Origin of the sequence: Saccharothrix coeruleofusca (assembly GCF_014648515.1) — a bacterium.
Classification (GTDB): Bacteria; Actinomycetota; Actinomycetes; order Mycobacteriales; family Pseudonocardiaceae; genus Actinosynnema; species Actinosynnema coeruleofuscum.
Window position 1 is genome coordinate 132,063 of sequence record NZ_BMRG01000002.1, and the last position, 16,147, is coordinate 148,209.

14 protein-coding genes and 1 pseudogene are annotated in these 16,147 nt (G+C 74.0%); 6 read left to right on the plus strand and 9 right to left on the minus strand.

The features are described from left to right. Positions 1–378 precede the first annotated feature (378 nt). Positions 379–1,263, minus strand: a complete 885-nt coding sequence (locus tag IEZ00_RS05195) for a methylenetetrahydrofolate reductase (RefSeq protein WP_189221911.1) — start codon at positions 1,261–1,263, stop codon at positions 379–381. 105 nt (positions 1,264–1,368) lie between these two features. Between IEZ00_RS05195 and IEZ00_RS05200 the strand changes: the two genes are divergently transcribed. The 3 genes from IEZ00_RS05200 (at position 1,369) to mptB (ending at position 5,723) form a co-directional block, all read left to right on the plus strand. Continuing rightward, positions 1,369–2,439 carry a polyprenyl synthetase family protein gene (locus IEZ00_RS05200; RefSeq protein WP_189221912.1) on the plus strand — a complete coding sequence of 357 codons (1,071 nt, stop codon included), beginning with the start codon at positions 1,369–1,371 and terminating at the stop codon, positions 2,437–2,439. 1 nt (position 2,440) lies between these two features. Then, positions 2,441–3,949 carry a phytoene desaturase family protein gene (crtI, locus tag IEZ00_RS05205; RefSeq protein ID WP_189221913.1) on the plus strand — a complete coding sequence of 503 codons (1,509 nt, stop codon included), beginning with the start codon at positions 2,441–2,443 and terminating at the stop codon, positions 3,947–3,949. A gap of 292 nt (positions 3,950–4,241) precedes the next feature. Then, complete coding sequence (gene mptB, locus IEZ00_RS05210) at positions 4,242–5,723, plus strand: polyprenol phosphomannose-dependent alpha 1,6 mannosyltransferase MptB (protein ID WP_229795107.1); 1,482 nt, start codon at positions 4,242–4,244, stop codon at positions 5,721–5,723. Positions 5,724–5,806: 83 nt separating this feature from the next. Here the strand turns inward: mptB and IEZ00_RS05215 are convergent, their stop codons facing one another. Beyond that, a complete protein-coding gene (locus IEZ00_RS05215) occupies positions 5,807–6,172 on the minus strand; it encodes an Rv2175c family DNA-binding protein (protein ID WP_189221915.1) in 366 nt (121 codons plus the stop codon). A 196-nt stretch (positions 6,173–6,368) separates the two neighbouring features. Here IEZ00_RS05215 and IEZ00_RS05220 point away from each other — a divergent pair, with 196 nt between their 5' ends. Then, entirely contained in the window at positions 6,369–8,483 is a 2,115-nt protein-coding gene (locus IEZ00_RS05220; RefSeq protein WP_373293069.1) for a Stk1 family PASTA domain-containing Ser/Thr kinase, read from the plus strand. A gap of 83 nt (positions 8,484–8,566) precedes the next feature. Here IEZ00_RS05220 and IEZ00_RS05225 read toward each other — a convergent pair whose 3' ends face one another. Beyond that, entirely contained in the window at positions 8,567–9,955 is a 1,389-nt protein-coding gene (locus IEZ00_RS05225) for a class II 3-deoxy-7-phosphoheptulonate synthase (RefSeq protein WP_189221917.1), read from the minus strand. Between the two features lie 65 nt (positions 9,956–10,020). Here IEZ00_RS05225 and IEZ00_RS05230 point away from each other — a divergent pair, with 65 nt between their 5' ends. Beyond that, complete coding sequence (locus IEZ00_RS05230; RefSeq protein ID WP_189221918.1) at positions 10,021–11,031, plus strand: DUF2891 family protein; 1,011 nt, start codon at positions 10,021–10,023, stop codon at positions 11,029–11,031. Positions 11,032–11,076: 45 nt separating this feature from the next. Here the strand turns inward: IEZ00_RS05230 and IEZ00_RS05235 are convergent, their stop codons facing one another. The 3 genes from IEZ00_RS05235 to IEZ00_RS05245 form a co-directional block, all read right to left on the minus strand. Continuing rightward, entirely contained in the window at positions 11,077–12,102 is a 1,026-nt protein-coding gene (locus IEZ00_RS05235; RefSeq protein WP_189221919.1) for a 6-phosphofructokinase, read from the minus strand. An 81-nt stretch (positions 12,103–12,183) separates the two neighbouring features. Then, positions 12,184–12,696 carry a polyadenylate-specific 3'-exoribonuclease AS gene (locus tag IEZ00_RS05240; protein ID WP_189221920.1) on the minus strand — a complete coding sequence of 171 codons (513 nt, stop codon included), beginning with the start codon at positions 12,694–12,696 and terminating at the stop codon, positions 12,184–12,186. A 22-nt stretch (positions 12,697–12,718) separates the two neighbouring features. After that, on the minus strand, positions 12,719–13,447 hold the full coding sequence (locus IEZ00_RS05245) for a lysophospholipid acyltransferase family protein (protein ID WP_189221921.1): 729 nt from the start codon (positions 13,445–13,447) through the stop codon (positions 12,719–12,721). Positions 13,448–13,624: 177 nt separating this feature from the next. Here IEZ00_RS05245 and IEZ00_RS05250 point away from each other — a divergent pair, with 177 nt between their 5' ends. Further along, positions 13,625–14,080, plus strand: a complete 456-nt coding sequence (locus IEZ00_RS05250) for a hypothetical protein (protein ID WP_189221922.1) — start codon at positions 13,625–13,627, stop codon at positions 14,078–14,080. Between the two features lie 75 nt (positions 14,081–14,155). Here the strand turns inward: IEZ00_RS05250 and IEZ00_RS05255 are convergent, their stop codons facing one another. From IEZ00_RS05255 to IEZ00_RS36230, 3 genes and pseudogenes are all read right to left on the minus strand, one after another. Beyond that, complete coding sequence (locus IEZ00_RS05255; RefSeq protein WP_189221923.1) at positions 14,156–15,097, minus strand: anti-sigma factor RsbA family regulatory protein; 942 nt, start codon at positions 15,095–15,097, stop codon at positions 14,156–14,158. Beyond that, a complete protein-coding gene (locus IEZ00_RS37715) occupies positions 15,097–15,936 on the minus strand; it encodes an MEDS and STAS domain-containing protein (protein ID WP_189221924.1) in 840 nt (279 codons plus the stop codon). Before IEZ00_RS37715 ends, IEZ00_RS05255 begins: the two co-directional genes overlap by 1 nt. Positions 15,937–15,967: 31 nt before the next feature. Then, positions 15,968–16,147, minus strand: a pseudogene (locus tag IEZ00_RS36230) (ROK family protein); the annotation flags it as partial.

Sequence of the window (16,147 nt, forward strand, 5' to 3'; positions counted from 1 at the left end):
TGACCGGCGCTTCCGTGCCCCCCTGGTAGTAGTTACCGGCCCTGCCAACCCCGTCGGGTAGTACTTGCCCACGCACCAGAGGGGCGCGCGAAGCGCGCGCAGCGGACCGCCCGCGAGCGCCGTCCCCGTATGACCTGGGCTCGTCCCGACCACGCGTGTCAAGGGGCCCTGAACGCACTCCCGGCCCACCACCGGGCCGGGGCCCCTTGACGCGTGTGGTTCGCCTCCGGCAGGTCATGCGGGGACGGCGCGACCCGCCATCCTCGGCGACCTGCCGCGCGGCGAGCGCCGCTTTGCTGGATAACCCAACCCGAACGACGAACTCAGGGGTCCTGAGCGTTCGACTCGCGGTACCTGAGCGTTCGACTCGCGAGGGCGTCAGGCGCGGGCGGGGACCAGGCCCAGCCTGCCCACGACCTCCCTGGTGGCCTTGGAGCGGTTGAACGTGTAGAAGTGCAGCCCCGGCACGCCTTCGTCGAGCAGCCGCTGCCCCATCTCCGTCACCAGGTCCACGCCCGCGCGCCGGAACGCCACCGGGTCGTCGGCCCACGGTTCGAGCCTGCGCGCCACCGCCGGGGGCACCGGGGCGCCGGACAGCTCCACCGTCTTGGCCAGCGTGCGCGGCGTGGTCAGCGGCATCAGACCGGGCAGCAGCGGCACGTCGCAGCCCAGCGCGGCGACCCGGTCGCGCAGCCGCAGGAAGTCCTCCGCCTCCAGGAACAGCTGCGCGATGGCGAAGTCCGCGCCCGCGCGCAGCTTGCGCACCAGGTACCGGGTGTCCGTGTCCAGGTCGGCCGACCTGGGGTGGCCGTACGGGAACGCCGCCACGCCCACGCAGAAGTCGCCCAGCTCCCGGCACAGCCGGACCAGCTCCTCGGCGTAGGTCAGGCCCTGCGGGTGGGCCACCCACTCGCCGTGCGGGTCGCCGGGCGGGTCGCCGCGCACCGCCAGGATGTTGCGCACGCCCACCGCCGCGTACCAGCCGATCACGTTGCGCAGCTCGGCCACCGAGTGGTCCACCGCGGTCAGGTGCGCCATGGGCACCAGCGTGGTCTCCTGCACCACCCGGCCGGTGGTGCGGATGGTCCGGTCCCGGCTGGAGCCGCCCGCGCCGTAGGTGATCGACACGAACGCCGGGTCCAGTGCCTCCAGCTCGCGGATCGCCCGCCACAGCACCAGTTCGTCCGCCTCGTCGCGGGGCGGGAAGAACTCGACGGAGAACGCGGGAGCCCGCCCGCTCAACCGCTCGACCACCGACGTCATGCTTCCTAGGGTAGAGGTCGGTCCGTTGCGTGGGAGAACTCTTTCACTTGATGGAACCAGGCCCCCGGTTGGCACCTCCGCCGCGGCAGAGGTGACGATAGGCGGGTGCCGCTCCACCCGTTGGACCTCGAACTGCCCAAGCACGTCGACGCCGCACTGGCGGGCTACCTGGCCGAACGGCGGGCGCTCGGCGAGCGGATGGAGCAGAGCTTCACCGGCGCGGTCGACGCGCTGGCCGACTTCGTCCTCGGCGGCGGCAAGCGCGTCCGCCCCACCTTCGCCTGGTGGGGGTGGCGCGCGGCGGGCGGCGACCCGGACGGCGAGCTGGCCCACCGGGTGCTGACCGCGGTCAGCTCGCTGGAGCTGATCCAGGCGTGCGCGCTGGTGCACGACGACCTGATGGACGCTTCGGAGACCCGCCGCGGGATGCCGACGGTGCACGTGCGCTTCGCCGAGGAGCACCGGCGGCGGGGCTGGCTGGGCGCGTCCGAGCGGTTCGGCCTGGCCGCCGCGGTGCTGATCGGCGACGTGGCGCTGGCCTGGGCCGACGACATGCTCTTCGCCGCGGGCCTGCCCACCGACGCGCTGCAGCGGCTGAGCCTGCCGTGGCGCGACATGCGCACCGAGATGCTGGCGGGCCAGTACCTGGACGTGCTGACCCAGGCGCGCGGCGACAGCTCGCCGGGCGCGGCGCTGAGCATCGACCGGCTCAAGACCGCCGCCTACACCGTGGAGCGCCCGCTGCACATGGGCGCGGCCATCGGCGGCGGCTCGCCGGAGCTGGTGGCGGGGCTGCGCGCGTTCGGCGCGGACATCGGCGTGGCCTTCCAGCTGCGCGACGACCTGCTCGGCGTGTTCGGCGACCCGGCGGTGACCGGCAAGCCCGCGGGCGACGACCTGCGCGAGGGCAAGCGCACCCTGCTGGTGGCGCTGGGCGTGGAGTTCGGCGCGGACGTGCTGCACGACGCGCTGGGCCGCCCGGACCTGGACGCGGCCACCGTGGACGCCTGCCGCACCCGGCTGGTCGAGGTCGGCGCGGTGCGGGCGGTCGAGGAGCGCATCTCGGCGCTGACCCGGTCCGCGCTGGACGCGCTGGAGCGCACCCCGATGGCCGATCCGGTCGCCGCCGAGCGGTTGGCCGAGCTGGCGGTCAGCGCGACGAAGCGGACGCGCTGACGTGCGGCGGGTCTCCGGTCCCAGCGACCACGTCCTGGTGGTGGGTGCGGGTCTGGCGGGGTTGTCCGCCGCGCTGCACCTGCTCGGCGCGGGCCGCCGGGTGACCGTGGTGGAGCGCGAGGCGGTGCCCGGCGGCCGGGCCGGGCGGCTGGAGCTGGGCGGCTACCGGGTGGACACCGGGCCGACCGTGCTGACCATGCCGGAGCTGGTGGACGAGGCGCTGGGCGCGGTGGGCGAGTCGCTGGCCGACCGGCTGGAGCTGGCCCCGGTCGAGCCCGCCTACCGGGCGCGCTTCGCCGACGGCAGCGTGCTCGACGTGCACGCCGACGCCGAGGCGATGGAGGCGGAGGTGCGCCGGTTCGCCGGTCCCGCGCAGGCCGAGGGCTACCGGGCGCTGCGGGCGTGGCTGACCGAGCTGCACGAGGTGGAGCGGGACGCGTTCATCGGCGCGAACTTCGACTCGCCGCTGGACCTGCTCACCCCTCGGCTGGCCAAGCTGGCCGCGCTGCGCGGGTTCGCCCGGCTGGCCCCCTCGGTGGCCCGGTTCGTCACCGACGAGCGGCTGCAGCGGGTGTTCTCCTTCCAGTCGCTGTACGCCGGGGTGGCGCCGCGCCGGGCGCTGGCGGCGTACGCGGTGATCGCCTACATGGACACCATCGCGGGTGTGCACTACCCGCGCGGCGGGATGCGCGCGCTGCCGGACGCGCTGGCCTCGGCGGCTGTCGACGCGGGCGCGGACATCCGCTACGGCACCCAGGTCGCCTGGCTGGAGCGCATCGGCGAGCGGGTCACCGCGGTGCGCACCACGCAGGGCGAGCGCATCCCGTGCGACGCGGTGGTGCTCACCCCCGACCTGCCGGTGTCCTACCGGCTGCTGGGGCACCGCCCGCGCAGGCCGCTGCCGGTGCGCTGGGCGCCCTCGGCGGTGGTGCTGCAGGTGGGCACCCGGCGCCGGTGGCCGGAGCTGGCCCACCACACGCTGCTGTTCGGCCGGGCCTGGGACCGCACCTTCGACGAGCTGACCCGCACCGGTGAGCTGATGAGCGACCCGTCGCTGCTGGTGACCCGCCCGCCCGAGGACGACCAGGCGATGGTGGTGCTGGCCCCGTGCCCGAACCTGCGCACCGGCCCGATCGACTGGGAGCGGGTGGGCCCGGCCTACCGGGACGAGCTGGTGGGCGTGCTGGAGCGGCGCGGGCTGACCGGGTTCGACGCGGCGGTGGAGGTGGAGCGGCTGGTCACGCCCAGGGACTGGGCGGCGATGGGGCTGGCGGCGGGCACACCGTTCTCCGCCGCGCACACGTTCACCCAGACCGGCCCGTTCCGCCCGCGCAACCTGGTCTCCGGGGTGGCGAACGCGGTGCTGGCGGGCTGCGGCACCACGCCGGGCGTCGGCGTGCCGCCGGTGCTGGTCTCCGGGAAGCTGGCCGCCCAGCGGATCACCGGGGCCGCGGGCGCGCGGCCGCCGCGCCGGGCGCCCAGGCCCTCGGCGCGCACCCCGCGGCCGTGAGCGCCGGAACCCGCCACACGGGTGAAACGGCCCGTGTGGCGGACACCCTGAGCTGTCGCCCCACCCGTTCGCCGGCCTCCTGAGGGCACGGTCGCGGCCCGCCCCGCACCGGACACGCCACGCGATCACTCACCCGAGTGATCTCCGACGTGCGAGGACCTCCTCGGCTGTTACGAGCCTGTGACGCGTGGCCACCGTGGCGTGCCGACAGCCGTCCGCGCTGTGCGACGATGTTGGCGCGATGGCCGCGACACCGTCCCTTCCCCGATCGAGCGCCGCCCCTGTCGAGCCGGTGCGGTCCGCCGCTACCCGCACACCGGGCGCGGCCGATCAGCCGGACCCCGGTGGCATCCCGGTGCGCACCATCCTGCTCGGCGTGGCGGGCGTCATGCTCATCGCGCTCGGCGGCACCGGCGCGGGCGCCATCCTCAAGCGCGACCCGCTGCTGGCCGACACCTCGCTGAGCTGGATCCGCTACGGCCACGGGCACGACCTGGCCACCGCCGTGCTGTACCTGGGCCTGGGCCTGGTCATCTGGGCGTGGACGCGGCTGGGCCGGATGGTGCGCGACCGGCACGTGGGCAGCACCGCCGTGCTGACCGCCGTGGTCGTCTGGACCCTGCCGCTGCTGTTCGCGCCGCCGCTGTTCAGCAAGGACATCTACAGCTACCTGGCGCAGGGCCAGCTGGCGCTCAACGGCCTCGACCCGTACACGGTCGGCCCGGCGGTGCTGCAGAGCCCGCTGTCGGACAACGTCAGCTGGGTGTGGCAGAACACGCCCGCCCCCTACGGACCGCTGTTCATGGTGCTGGCCGAGGGCGTGGTGTGGGCCACCGGCGGCGGCGTCATCGGCGGCGTGGTGCTGATGCGGCTGGTGCTGGCCGTGGGCCTGGCCCTGGTGTGCTGGTCGCTGCCGGGCCTGGCGCGGCACCTGGGCGGGCGGCCCGCGGTGGCGCTGTGGCTGGCCGCGGCGAACCCGCTGGTGCTGGTGCACCTCATCGGCGGCGCGCACAACGACCTGCTGATGGTCGGCCTGATGGCGGTGGGCGTGCTGTTCGTGCTGGACGGCAAGCACGTGCTGGGCGTGGCGGTGGTCACCCTGGCGTTCGCGGTCAAGGCCACCGCGGCGGTGGCGCTGCCGTTCCTGGTGCTGGTCTGGGCGGCCCGGCTGCCCGGTCCCCGGCGCGCCGCGCTGGGCAAGGCGATGGGCGCCTCGGTGGCCGTGTTCCTCGCGGTGTTCACCGCGACCACCCTGCTCGCGGGGCGCGACCTGGGCTGGATACCGGCGCTGCGCACCTCGTCGATGATCGTGAACTGGCTGTCGCTGCCCAGCGCGGTGGGTGACTTCGCGCACACCGCGGTGAACCTGTTCGTCCGGGTGGAGCCGGGCGTGTTCATGACCGTGGCCAGGGGCCTGGGCTCGGTGCTGCTGGTCTACATCGCCTGGCGGCAGTGGCGGGTGGCCGAGGACGGCGGGCCGGAGGCGGTGCGCCGGGCGGCGATCACCATGCTGGCCGTGGCGCTGCTCTCCCCCGCCACGCTGCCCTGGTACTTCAGCTGGCCGCTGCTGCTGGGCGCCGGGCTGGCCTGGACGGCCACCGGGCTGCGGGCCATGGCCTTCTTCTCCGTGTGGCTGCTGCTGGTGACCTTCCCCAACGGCGACACGGCGCTGTACTCGTGGGGCTACCTGGCGCTGACCGTGCTGGTCTCGGCGCTGGCCTCGGTGTCGCTGGTCAAGCCGGACCCGCTCAAGCTGTCCGGCCGCTACAGCTGAGGCCGAGCCGGGTGGCCCCGCGCGGGGCCACCCGGACGTCCGGTGTCGTCGGTGGTCTGCGGCTGGTCGTCGGAGAACCCGAGTCAGAAGCCCATGGCCTGCGCGCGCCGCTTGACCTCGCGGCCGCGGTCGCCGCGCAGCGCCTCGATGGGCGTGCCGGGCAGCGTGTCGTCCTCGGTGAACAGCCAGCGCAGGATCTCGTCGGTGGAGAAGCCGGAGTCGCGCAGCACCGTGATGGTGCCGGGGAGTCCCTTGACCACGCCTCCGGCGGCGAGGAACTGGGCGGGGACCACGAGGACGCCGTTCCGGCGCTCCGCCAGCAGCTGACCGTCGCGCAGCAGCTGGTGGACGCGGTTGATCGGCAGGCCAAGTCGCTCGGCGACCTCGGGCAGGTTCAGGACCTCCAGGTCGGGAGCCAGCACATCCGCAGCGGCAGGAATCGCACTCACGTGGGTCACGATGCCACAACGCCGGGAGGGACGCCCTGCGCCAACCGGGTGGTGGCGGGTACACCGGTCGGCCGGTTGCGCGGCACCCCCTCTTCTCTCCCGGTTCAGCGCGGCTTTGACGTCAATCCCACGTGCCGGGGACGATGCTCGGCGCACGGGGCGGTCCGGTTCCAGCCCCACCGTACGATCCACGGCTGTGGAAAGGTCGGCGACTAATGTGATCGGCGGGCTGCTCGAACAGCGCTACCGGGTTGGCGCCCTGGTCGCCCGAGGCGGCATGTCCACCGTCTACCGAGGCGTGGACACGCGCCTGGACCGGCCCGTGGCCATCAAGGTCATGGACCCGCAGCTCTCCGCCGACCCGGCCTTCGTGGCCCGGTTCGAGGGCGAGGCGCGGGCCGCGGCCAAGCTGCACCACCCCGGTGTCGTTGCGGTGCACGACCAGGGCGTGGACGAGGACCGGGTGTTCCTGGTCATGGAGCTGGTCGAGGGCGGCACCCTGCGCGACCTGCTGGCCGAGCGCGGCACGCTGGGCGTGCCGCTGGCGCTGACGGTCCTGGAGCGGGTGCTCGCGGCGCTGGCCGCCGCCCACCGGGCCGACCTGGTGCACCGCGACGTCAAGCCGGAGAACGTGCTCATCGGCCGGGGCGGTGTGGTCAAGGTCGCCGACTTCGGGTTGGCGCGGGCGATGTCCGGCCCCGGCATCACCACCGACGGCACGATCCTGGGCACCGTGTCCTACCTGTCGCCGGAGCAGGTCACCACCGGCGCGGCGGACGCCCGCAGCGACGTCTACGCGGCCGGGGTGCTGCTCTACGAGATGCTGACCGGCACCCCGCCCTACACCGGCGACAACGCCGTCTCCGTGGCCTACCGGCACGTGAACGACGACGTGCCCGCGGTGCCCGACGTGCCGCCGCAGGTGGCCGAGCTGGTGCGCCGGGCGACCCGCCGCGAGCCGTTCCTGCGGCCCGCCGACGCCGAGGCGTTCCTGTCCGAGGTGGAGGCCGCCCGCGCGGAGCTGGGCATCACCCGCGAGGACGTGCCGGTGCCCGCGTCGGGGCTGGAGGCCAGGACCGTGCGGGTGCAGCCGGTGCGGGTGGACCCGGCACCGCCAGCCGCCCCCGCAGCCACCCCGACGGCCGTTCCCCCGGCTCCGACCGGGGGCACCACCGGGGGCACCACCGGGGGCGCGACCGGGGGCGCGACCGGGGGCGCGACCGGGGGCGCGACCGAGGCCACCGTCCGGGTCCAGCGGCCAACGCCGCCGGTCGGGGCGGGACCGATGGGCACCATGGCGATGCCGCGCACGGCACTCGCGCCGCCGCCGGTGGAGCAGGTGGTGCCCGCCGCCCCACCGGTCAAGCCGCGCCCCCGCCCGAAGAAGCCGCGCAAGACGCCCGAGCAGCTGCTGGAGGAGCAGCGCAAGCGCGCCAGGCGCAGGCTGTTCACCTGGGGTTCCGTGGCGGCCGCCGCGGTGCTGCTGGTGGGGCTGGGCACCTGGTGGCTCGGAGCCGGGCAGTACACCACGGTGCCCAGCCTGGTGGGCCAGGACGAGGAGGTCGCGCTGGCGCTGCTGGAGGACGCCTCGCTGAAGAACCTGGTCAGCCTGGAGGCCAGCGACACCGCGCCCGTCGGGCAGGTGCTGCGCACCGATCCGGCCGCGGGCGCCGAGGCGCGGCGCGGCGACCTGGTGCGCCTGGTGGTCTCGCGCGGCAAGCCGGTGGTGCCGCAGATCCAGGCGGGCATCGAGGTGGACGCGGCGCGCAAGGAGATCGAGTCCGTCGGGCTCAGCGCCCGGCTGGACGAGCAGAAGGACGCCTTCAGCGACCGGGTGCCCAAGGGCAAGGTGGTCACCCTGGACCCGCCGCCGGGATCGCAGGTCTCGGTCGGCGCGACGGTGACGATCGTGGTCAGCAAGGGCTCCCAGCCCAAGCCGGTGCCCGACCTGACCGGCAGGACCAAGGACGAGGCGTTCGCCGAGCTGACCTCGCTGGGCTTCGAGCCGGTGGAGGGCCCGGCGGAGTTCTCCCCCACCGTCGACAACGGGCGGGTGGTGCGCACCGATCCCGGGGTGGGCACGAACCTGCCCCCCGGCCAGCGGCGGGTCACCGTGATCGTGTCCAACGCGGTGACCGTGCCCGACGTGGAGCGCAAGCGGGTCCGGGACGCCCGCAAGGAGCTGGAGGAAGCCGGGTTGGAGGTCGACGTGCAGTTCAACAACCGCGACCGGGCGACCGTGTTCAACCAGTCCATCCGCGGCGGGACGCGGGTGCCCGAGAAGACCCGCGTCGTGCTCATCGCGGTGTAGCACCGCGCCGCGCGCGTCGAACCCCGGGGTCCTGGGCGTTCGGCTCGCGCGTCCACGGGGGTGGACGCGCGAGCCGAACGAGGTCAGGAGCGGAGCATCTCGGCGACCAGGAACGCCAGCTCCAGCGACTGCTGGGTGTTCAGGCGCGGGTCGCAGGCGGTCTCGTAGCGGCCCGCCAGGTCGGTGTCGGAGATCTCCTGGGCGCCGCCCAGGCACTCGGTGACGTCCTCGCCGGTCAGCTCGATGTGGATGCCGCCGGGGTGGGTGCCCAGCCTGCGGTGCACCTCGAAGAAGCCCTGCACCTCGTCCACGATCCGGTCGAAGTGCCGGGTCTTGTAGCCGGTGGACGACTCGTGGGTGTTGCCGTGCATCGGGTCGCACTGCCAGATCACCTGGTGCCCGGAGGCGGTGACCTTCTCCACGATCGGCGGCAGCACGTCGCGCACCTTGCCGTTGCCCATCCGGCTGATCAGCGTCAGCCTGCCGGGCTGGTTGTGCGGGTCGAGCCGCTCGACGTACTCCACCGCCATCTCCGGCGTGGTGGTCGGGCCGATCTTGAGGCCGATCGGGTTGGCCAGCAGCTCGGCGAACGCGATGTGCGCGCCGTCGAGCTGGCGGGTCCGCTCGCCGATCCACAGGAAGTGCGAGGACAGGTCGTAGAGCTTGGGCTGGTCACCGGTGGTGTCCAGGCGCAGCAGGGCGCGCTCGTAGTCCAGCAGCAGCGCCTCGTGGGAGGCGAAGATCTCGGTCGTGTGCAGCGACATGTCGTTCACGCCGCACGCCGACATGAACCGCAGGCCGCGGTCGATCTCGCCCGCCAGCGCCTCGTACCGCTCGCCCGCGGGCGACTGGCGCACGAAGTCCTTGTTCCAGTCGTGCAGCCGGTGCAGGTCGGCCATGCCCGCCGTGGTCATCGCGCGCAGCAGGTTCATCGCCGCGCCCGCGTTGGCGTAGGCGCGGATCATCCGGGACGGGTCCGGGACGCGCGCCTCGGGCGTGGGCACCAGGGAGTTCACGATGTCGCCGCGGTAGGACGGCAGGCCCAGCGCGTCGATGCCCGACGAGCGCGGCTTGGCGTACTGGCCCGCGATGCGGCCGATCTTGACCACCGGCAGGCTCGCGCCGTAGGTCAGCACGACCGCCATCTGCAGCAGGGTCCGGACGTTGGCGCGGATGTGCGGCTCGGTGTTGTCCGCGAACGTCTCCGCGCAGTCGCCGCCCTGCAGCAGGAACGCCTCGCCGCGGGCCACCTCGGCGAGGTTCTCGCGCAGCCGGTCGATCTCGGCGGGCACGGTGATCGGCGGCACGCTCTCCAGCACCGCGCGCACCCGGCGCACCTGCTCGGCGTCCGGCCACTCCGGCTGCTGGGCGGCGGGCCTGCCCAGCGCGTCGTCGAGGCGGGAGCGGAGCTCGGGCGGAAGGGGCGGGAGCTCGGGAAGCGTGTCAACGGGCACGTCCACGGTCCAGTTCACGTGTTAAAGAGTAGGCCGTCCACACTCAGAGACGGCTTCGGGTCTGCCCGGGCATGATGTGGCCCATGGTCGAGACCGGATGGGATGACGGCACGGCGGCGCGGCTGCTGGCGACCGCGGTGGACAACGTCCAGCGGAACTACCCCGTGCACTGGACGCACGTGATCCCCGACGACGCCGCGCTGGTGCCGCAGCGGGTGCTGCACCCGGTGTTCGCGGGCTCGCTGGACTGGCACTCGTGCGTGCACCAGGCGTGGCTGGCGGTGCGGCTGCTGCGGCTGCGGCCGGACCTGCCCGGCGCGGACGCGGCCCGCGCCGCGCTGGAGGCGCTGATCACCCCCGAGGGCTGCGAGGTCGAGGCGGAGTTCTTCCGGGGTCCGCAGGGCGGCTACTGGGAGCGCCCCTACGGCTGGGCGTGGCTGCTCGTGCTGGACGCGGAGCTGCGCACGTGGGGTTCCCCGCTGGCCGGGCCCCTGCGGCCGCTGGCGGAGGTGCTGCGCGAGCGGTTCCTGGCCTGGCTGGGCTCCGCCCGGCTGCCGGTGCGCACCGGCACGCACGGCAACACCGCGTTCGCGCTGGGCCTGGTGCTCGACGCGGCCCGCGCGGTGGGCGACGAGGAGCTGGCCGCGGCCTGCGCGGCGGCCGCGCTGCGGTGGCACCGTGAGGACGTGGGCTACGGCGGGTTCGAGCCCAGCGCGGGCGACTTCCTGTCCCCCGCGCTGACCGAGGCCGACCTGGTGCGCCGGGTGCTGCCGCCCGCGGAGTTCACCCGGTGGTTCGAGGCGTTCCTGCCCGCGCTGGAGGAGGCGCGCTGGAAGGTGCTGCGCGAGCCGGTGCCGGTGGACCAGCCCGACGACCCGTACGGCTCGCACCTGGTGGGGCTGGCGCTCTCGCGCGCCTGGCAGTGGCAGGCCATCGCCGCGGCGCTGCCCGCCGGGCACCGCTACGCGGAACTGGCCGCCGTCGCGGCCGGGGCGCACCGGGAAGCGGGCTGGCGGTACGTGTTCGGGCACGGCTACTTCGCCGAGCACTGGCTCGGCACGTTCGCCGCCTACCTGCACCTCGGGGCGTGCTGAGCGCGGCGTGGTGAGGGGGCGGGCCGCCCCCTCACCACGGGCGCGTCAGCCGAAGAAGACCTCGGCCTCGGCGTAGCGCTCCAGCGGCACCGTCTTCAGCTCCGCGGTCGCCTCGGACAGCTTCACGCGCACGATGTCCGTGCCGCGCAGCGCCACCATGACGCCGAAGTCGCCCTCGGCCACCGCGTCCACCGCGTGCAGGCCGAAGCGGGTGGCCAGCACCCGGTCGTAGGCGGTGGGGATGCCGCCGCGCTGGACGTGGCCCAGCACGACCGCGCGCGACTCCTTGCCGGTGCGCTGGGCGATCTCCTCCGCCAGCCAGGTGCCGATGCCGCCCAGCCGGACGTGGCCGAACGCGTCCTTCTCACCGGAGTGCAGCACCTCGCCGCCGCCCTCGGGGATGGCGCCCTCGGCGACCACGATGATCGGCGCGTACTGCTTCTCGAAGCGGCTCTTGACCCACTCGACGACCTTGTCGACGCTGAACTTGCGCTCCGGCACCAGGATGACGTTCGCGCCGCCCGCCAGGCCCGAGTGCAGCGCGATCCAGCCCGCGTGGCGGCCCATGACCTCCACGACCAGCGCGCGGTGGTGGGACTCCGCGGTGGTGCGCAGCCGGTCGATGGCCTCGGTCGCGATGTGCACCGCGGTGTCGAAGCCGAAGGTGTAGTCGGTCGCGCCCAGGTCGTTGTCGATGGTCTTGGGCACGCCCACGACGCCGATGCCGTCGTCGGTCAGCCGCTTGGCCACCCCCAGGGTGTCCTCGCCGCCGATCGCGATCAGCGCGTCGACGCCCTTGTCCGCGAGCACCGCGCGGATCTTGTCGACACCGCCCTCGACCTTGTACGGGTTGGTGCGCGACGAGCCGAGGATGGTGCCACCCCTGGTCAGGATGTCCTCGACGTCACCGAGCCCGACCGGCCGGGTCAGCCCCTCGATCGGTCCCTGCCACCCGTTGCGGAACCCCACGACCTCCCAGCCGTGGACCTCGATGCCCTTGCGGACCACCGCGCGGATCACCGCGTTCAGCCCTGGGCAGTCACCACCGCCGGTGAGCACACCGATGCGCATCTGCTTAGCCCAATCTCTCTAGTGGCGTTGGTCACCCAAGACTGTCACGGCCTGGATCGGTGCAGCAACAGGGGGTCCCGCTCAGCGGACGGCGAACCCCCGGCGCAGCCGCTCCTGCTCGATCACCTTCCAGCGCGCCAGGTTGTGCCGCGCGTCGGCCAGCGCGTCGTGCGCGTCGGCGGGCGGGGCGGGCAGCCGGGGCTTGCCCACGTCCTCCCAGCGCTGCCTCAGGTCGCGGGTGAACCGGGGCAGGCTGCGCGGCAGCGCGGGCATCGCGCCCCACAGCTGCGCCAGCGCCACGTGGTCGTAGGCGGCGAACCAGGCCCACAGCTCGATGTCGTCCCGGTTGGCCTTGGCGCCGCCGAGGAACTCCAGCAGGTCCTCGCGGATGCGCTTGCGGCTGCGCCAGGCCGGGTCGGCGGGCGGCGGGAGCTGGTTGAGCACGTTGGCGCGCACCCAGGGACCGGCCTTCTCCGGGTCGAACTCGGTGGAGACGGCGTAGAACTCGCGGCCCTCCTCGTCCACCACGCCGATGGACACGAGGTCGATGGTCACCCCGTCCTCGATGAACTCACAGTCGTAGAAGAACCGCACCACTCCACCCTAGGGGTGCCGGTCAGCCCGCTTTCGACTCGGGCAGCCGATCCGCCGCCCGCGCCTGCTCCGGACCGCCCGCCTCCTTGGCCTTGGCCGCGTAGACGTCGACGTACTCCTGACCGGACAGCTCCATCAGCGCGTACATGATCTCGTCGGTGATGGAGCGCAGCACGAACCGGTCGCCGGACAGTCCGGCGTAGCGGGAGAAGTCCAGCGGCTTGCCGATCTTTATGCGGATCGGGTACGGGCGCCACATCTTCGAGCCGATGGGGTTGGCCTTGTCGGTGCCGAACATGGCGACCGGGATGACCGGGGCGCCGGACTCCAGCGCGATCCAGGCCACGCCGACCTTGCCCTTGTACAGCCGCCCGTCCGGCGAGCGGGTGCCCTCGGGGTAGATGCCCAGCAGCTTGCCCTCGCGGACGATGCGCACGCCGGTGTCCAGCGCGCCCTGCGCGGCCGAGGCGCTGGACCGGTCGATGGGCACCTGGCCGACGCCGGAGAAGAACCAGCGCTGCAGCGCGCCCTTGACGCCCTTGCCGGTGAAGTACTCGATCTTGGCGGGGAAGGTCACCCGCCGGGACAGCTTGAGCGGCAGGAAGAAGGAGTCGGACACGGCGAGGTGGTTGCTCGCCAGGATCGCGCCGCCCTCCTTCGGGATGTTCTCCGCGCCCTCGATGATGCGCGGGCGGAAGAACAGGTTCAGCAACGGCCCGAGAAAGATGTGTTTCAACAACCAGTAGAGCACCGCTGGAAGCGCCTCCTCGACAACCGTGATCCCCGCGCCAGCCTACGGAGCCGGAGGCGTGGGGCACAACGAAGCCCCGTCCTTGCCCGCCGGAGTGGTCCGCAACACGCGGGTCCCGTGCGACGATGGACGGCGGCAGGGATTTCGCCTTCACGACCGGAGGGCTTGGGCACGCCGATGAACTCCCGACGCGACTCGACCGACGGTCCGGAGGACGTGGACGCTGCCTTCGCCGAGATCGCGGCGGGGCTGGCCCGCGAGGGCGTGGGCCGCGACTGGCCCGACGAGCCGGACGAGGACGAGGCCGAGCCCGCCCCGATCCGCCCCGAGGGCCAGCCCGCGGTGGCCACCGCCGAGGTCGACCCCGACGAGGTCCCCGACGACCCGGACGACCACTACGTGCCGCCGGAGCCGCCCCCGCTGCCCGCGCTGCGGCCGGGGACGATCGCGGCGCTGGCGGTGATCCTGCTCGGCGTGGCGCTGCTGATCGTGCCGGGGCTGTTCGGGGTGTCCGCGCGGATCAGCGCGCCGCTGGCGCTGGTGGTGCTGTGCTCGGGCGTGGCGTGGCTGATCCTGCGCATCCGCAACGGCCCGCCGCCGGACTCCGGCTGGGACGACGGCGCCCAGCTCTGACCCCACCGCGTCGGCAAGTACTACCCGACGCCCGCGATCGGGCCCGTTGCTACTACCCGTGCGCTCGATCGGGGGTTAGAGAACGCCCGCGGTGAAGCGGATGGTGTAGCCCTCTTCGTCGTGGGTCATGGCCACGTCGCGGCAGGTGCGGTGGGCGATCCACAGGCCCAGGCCGCCCGACGCGCTGTCCTCGGTGGGCACCAGGCCCACCAGCGGGTCTTCGGGACCGGGTCCGCCGTCGGTCACCGCGACCACCACGCGCGCCGCGTCGGCCCACACCCGCAGCCGCACCGGCGGCTTGCCGTGGCACAGGCCGTTGGTCACCGCCTCGCTGGCCGCGTAGACGATGTCGTCGCGCTCGTCCTCGCCCAGCGCCACGCCGTCGCACACCCGCTCCACCGCCCGCCGGGCCTCGGCCGGGCTCGGGTCCAGCAGCTCCACCCTCGGTGGCCGGGACTGCAGCGGGTGCGGTCGCCAGGCGGGCCAGCGGCCGAACGGGTCGAAGCCGGGGTTGGCCAGGTGCTGCCCGTCGGGCCGCGCCACGTGCGGGTGGGTGCGCAGGACGTCGTCCACCACCTCGGCGGGCGTGGTCCGCAGGTCGTACGGGCACAGGCCCCACAGCGGGAACTCGCCGAACACCCGGTTGGCCGCCGCCTCGTAGCGCGCCCACCAGTCCCACGGCGCGCCCGTGCCGGGGTGCGGGACGTCGCCGATCACCCGGATCTGCGCCACGCCCGCGGCCGCGTGGTCGGCGAACATCCGCCGGTAGTTCAGGATCGCCTCGGTGGGCCGCGCGTACTGGTCCGCACCCGGCAGGAAGGTGACCCCCCGCACGTCCGACAGGGCGGCGCGCAGCAGCCGCTCGTTGGCCGCGCCGCAGGCCACCAGGGTGGGCTCGCCCGCGCGCAGGCCCTCCTCCAGGAAGGGCACCACCAGGGCGAGGAAGTCGTCGTCGTCGCGGTAGAACGCGGTTTCGTGGAAGTAGCCCACGTGATCGCGGGCCGCGCCCGTTCGCATCAGGCCGCCTCCACCCGGACTCCGGGCACCCCCAGCAGCTCCACCAGCCGAGCCGCCGACGACAGGGCGGTGCGCAGCACCACCTCGGAACCGGTGCGCAGACCCTCCCGCGCCAGCGCGAACAGCGCGCGGTGGTCGATGAAGTCCAGCTCGCTCGCGTCCAGCACCAGCTCCCCGCCGATCGGGCGCAGCCCGGCCCGGCGCAGCGCGGCGGGGAAGCGCTCCCGGCTGTCCAGGTCCAGCTCCCCGGCCAGCGCCACCTCCGACGCCGAGGTCGCGTACAGCCGGAACGGCGCCGCGTCCGGGCCGCTGGCCGGGTGCATGCAGGCGAGGTTCCCTATGGCTTCCTCGGACAGCTCATGCCGGTCGTAGGCGCACATCGCCGCGAACGGCCTGCCCGCCATGTACCGGTCGACCTGGTGCTCGTAGCGGCAGAACGCCTCCAGGCTCGCTTCGGTGCGCACCATCGGCGTGGCCTCCGCGGCCACCCGCAGGCCGGTGTAGCCGTCGGCCAGCGCCTGATCGGTGGCGGCGGCGTAGGCGGCGACCTGGTCGGCGGGGGTGACCACTTGACCGGACCGGTAGGTCTCGCCGATGGGGTGCAGCTGCAGCGCGCCGCGCTCCAGCGCTTCCGCCGCGCCGGGCAGTTCGTCGAGGTGACCGCGCATGACCTCGTCGTCGGAGTCCGCCACGTACCAGGCGCGCTGGCCCAGCGCCAAGCCGTCCGCGAGGAACTCGACGGCCCGGCGGCGGAAGTCCGCGGGGTCGTCGTAGGGCCAGCAGACGTGGTCGTGCAGGCCAAGTCCTCGAACGGCGTCCAGGACGCCAGCCGTGCGCATTGCACCGATCTTACTCGCGCGTAGTACCGGATCAACGGGCGCGGGCGTCGCGCGCGGGCCTGCCCGCCACGTCGCGGGCCAGCGTGGCGGCGCCGACGATGCCCGCGTCGTCGCCGAGCTGGGCGGTGCGGATGCGCGCCAGCGGGCGGTGCCCGGCGCCGGTCACCACCGCCGCGTACCGCTCCCGCGCGTCGTCCAGGAACAGCGGCGC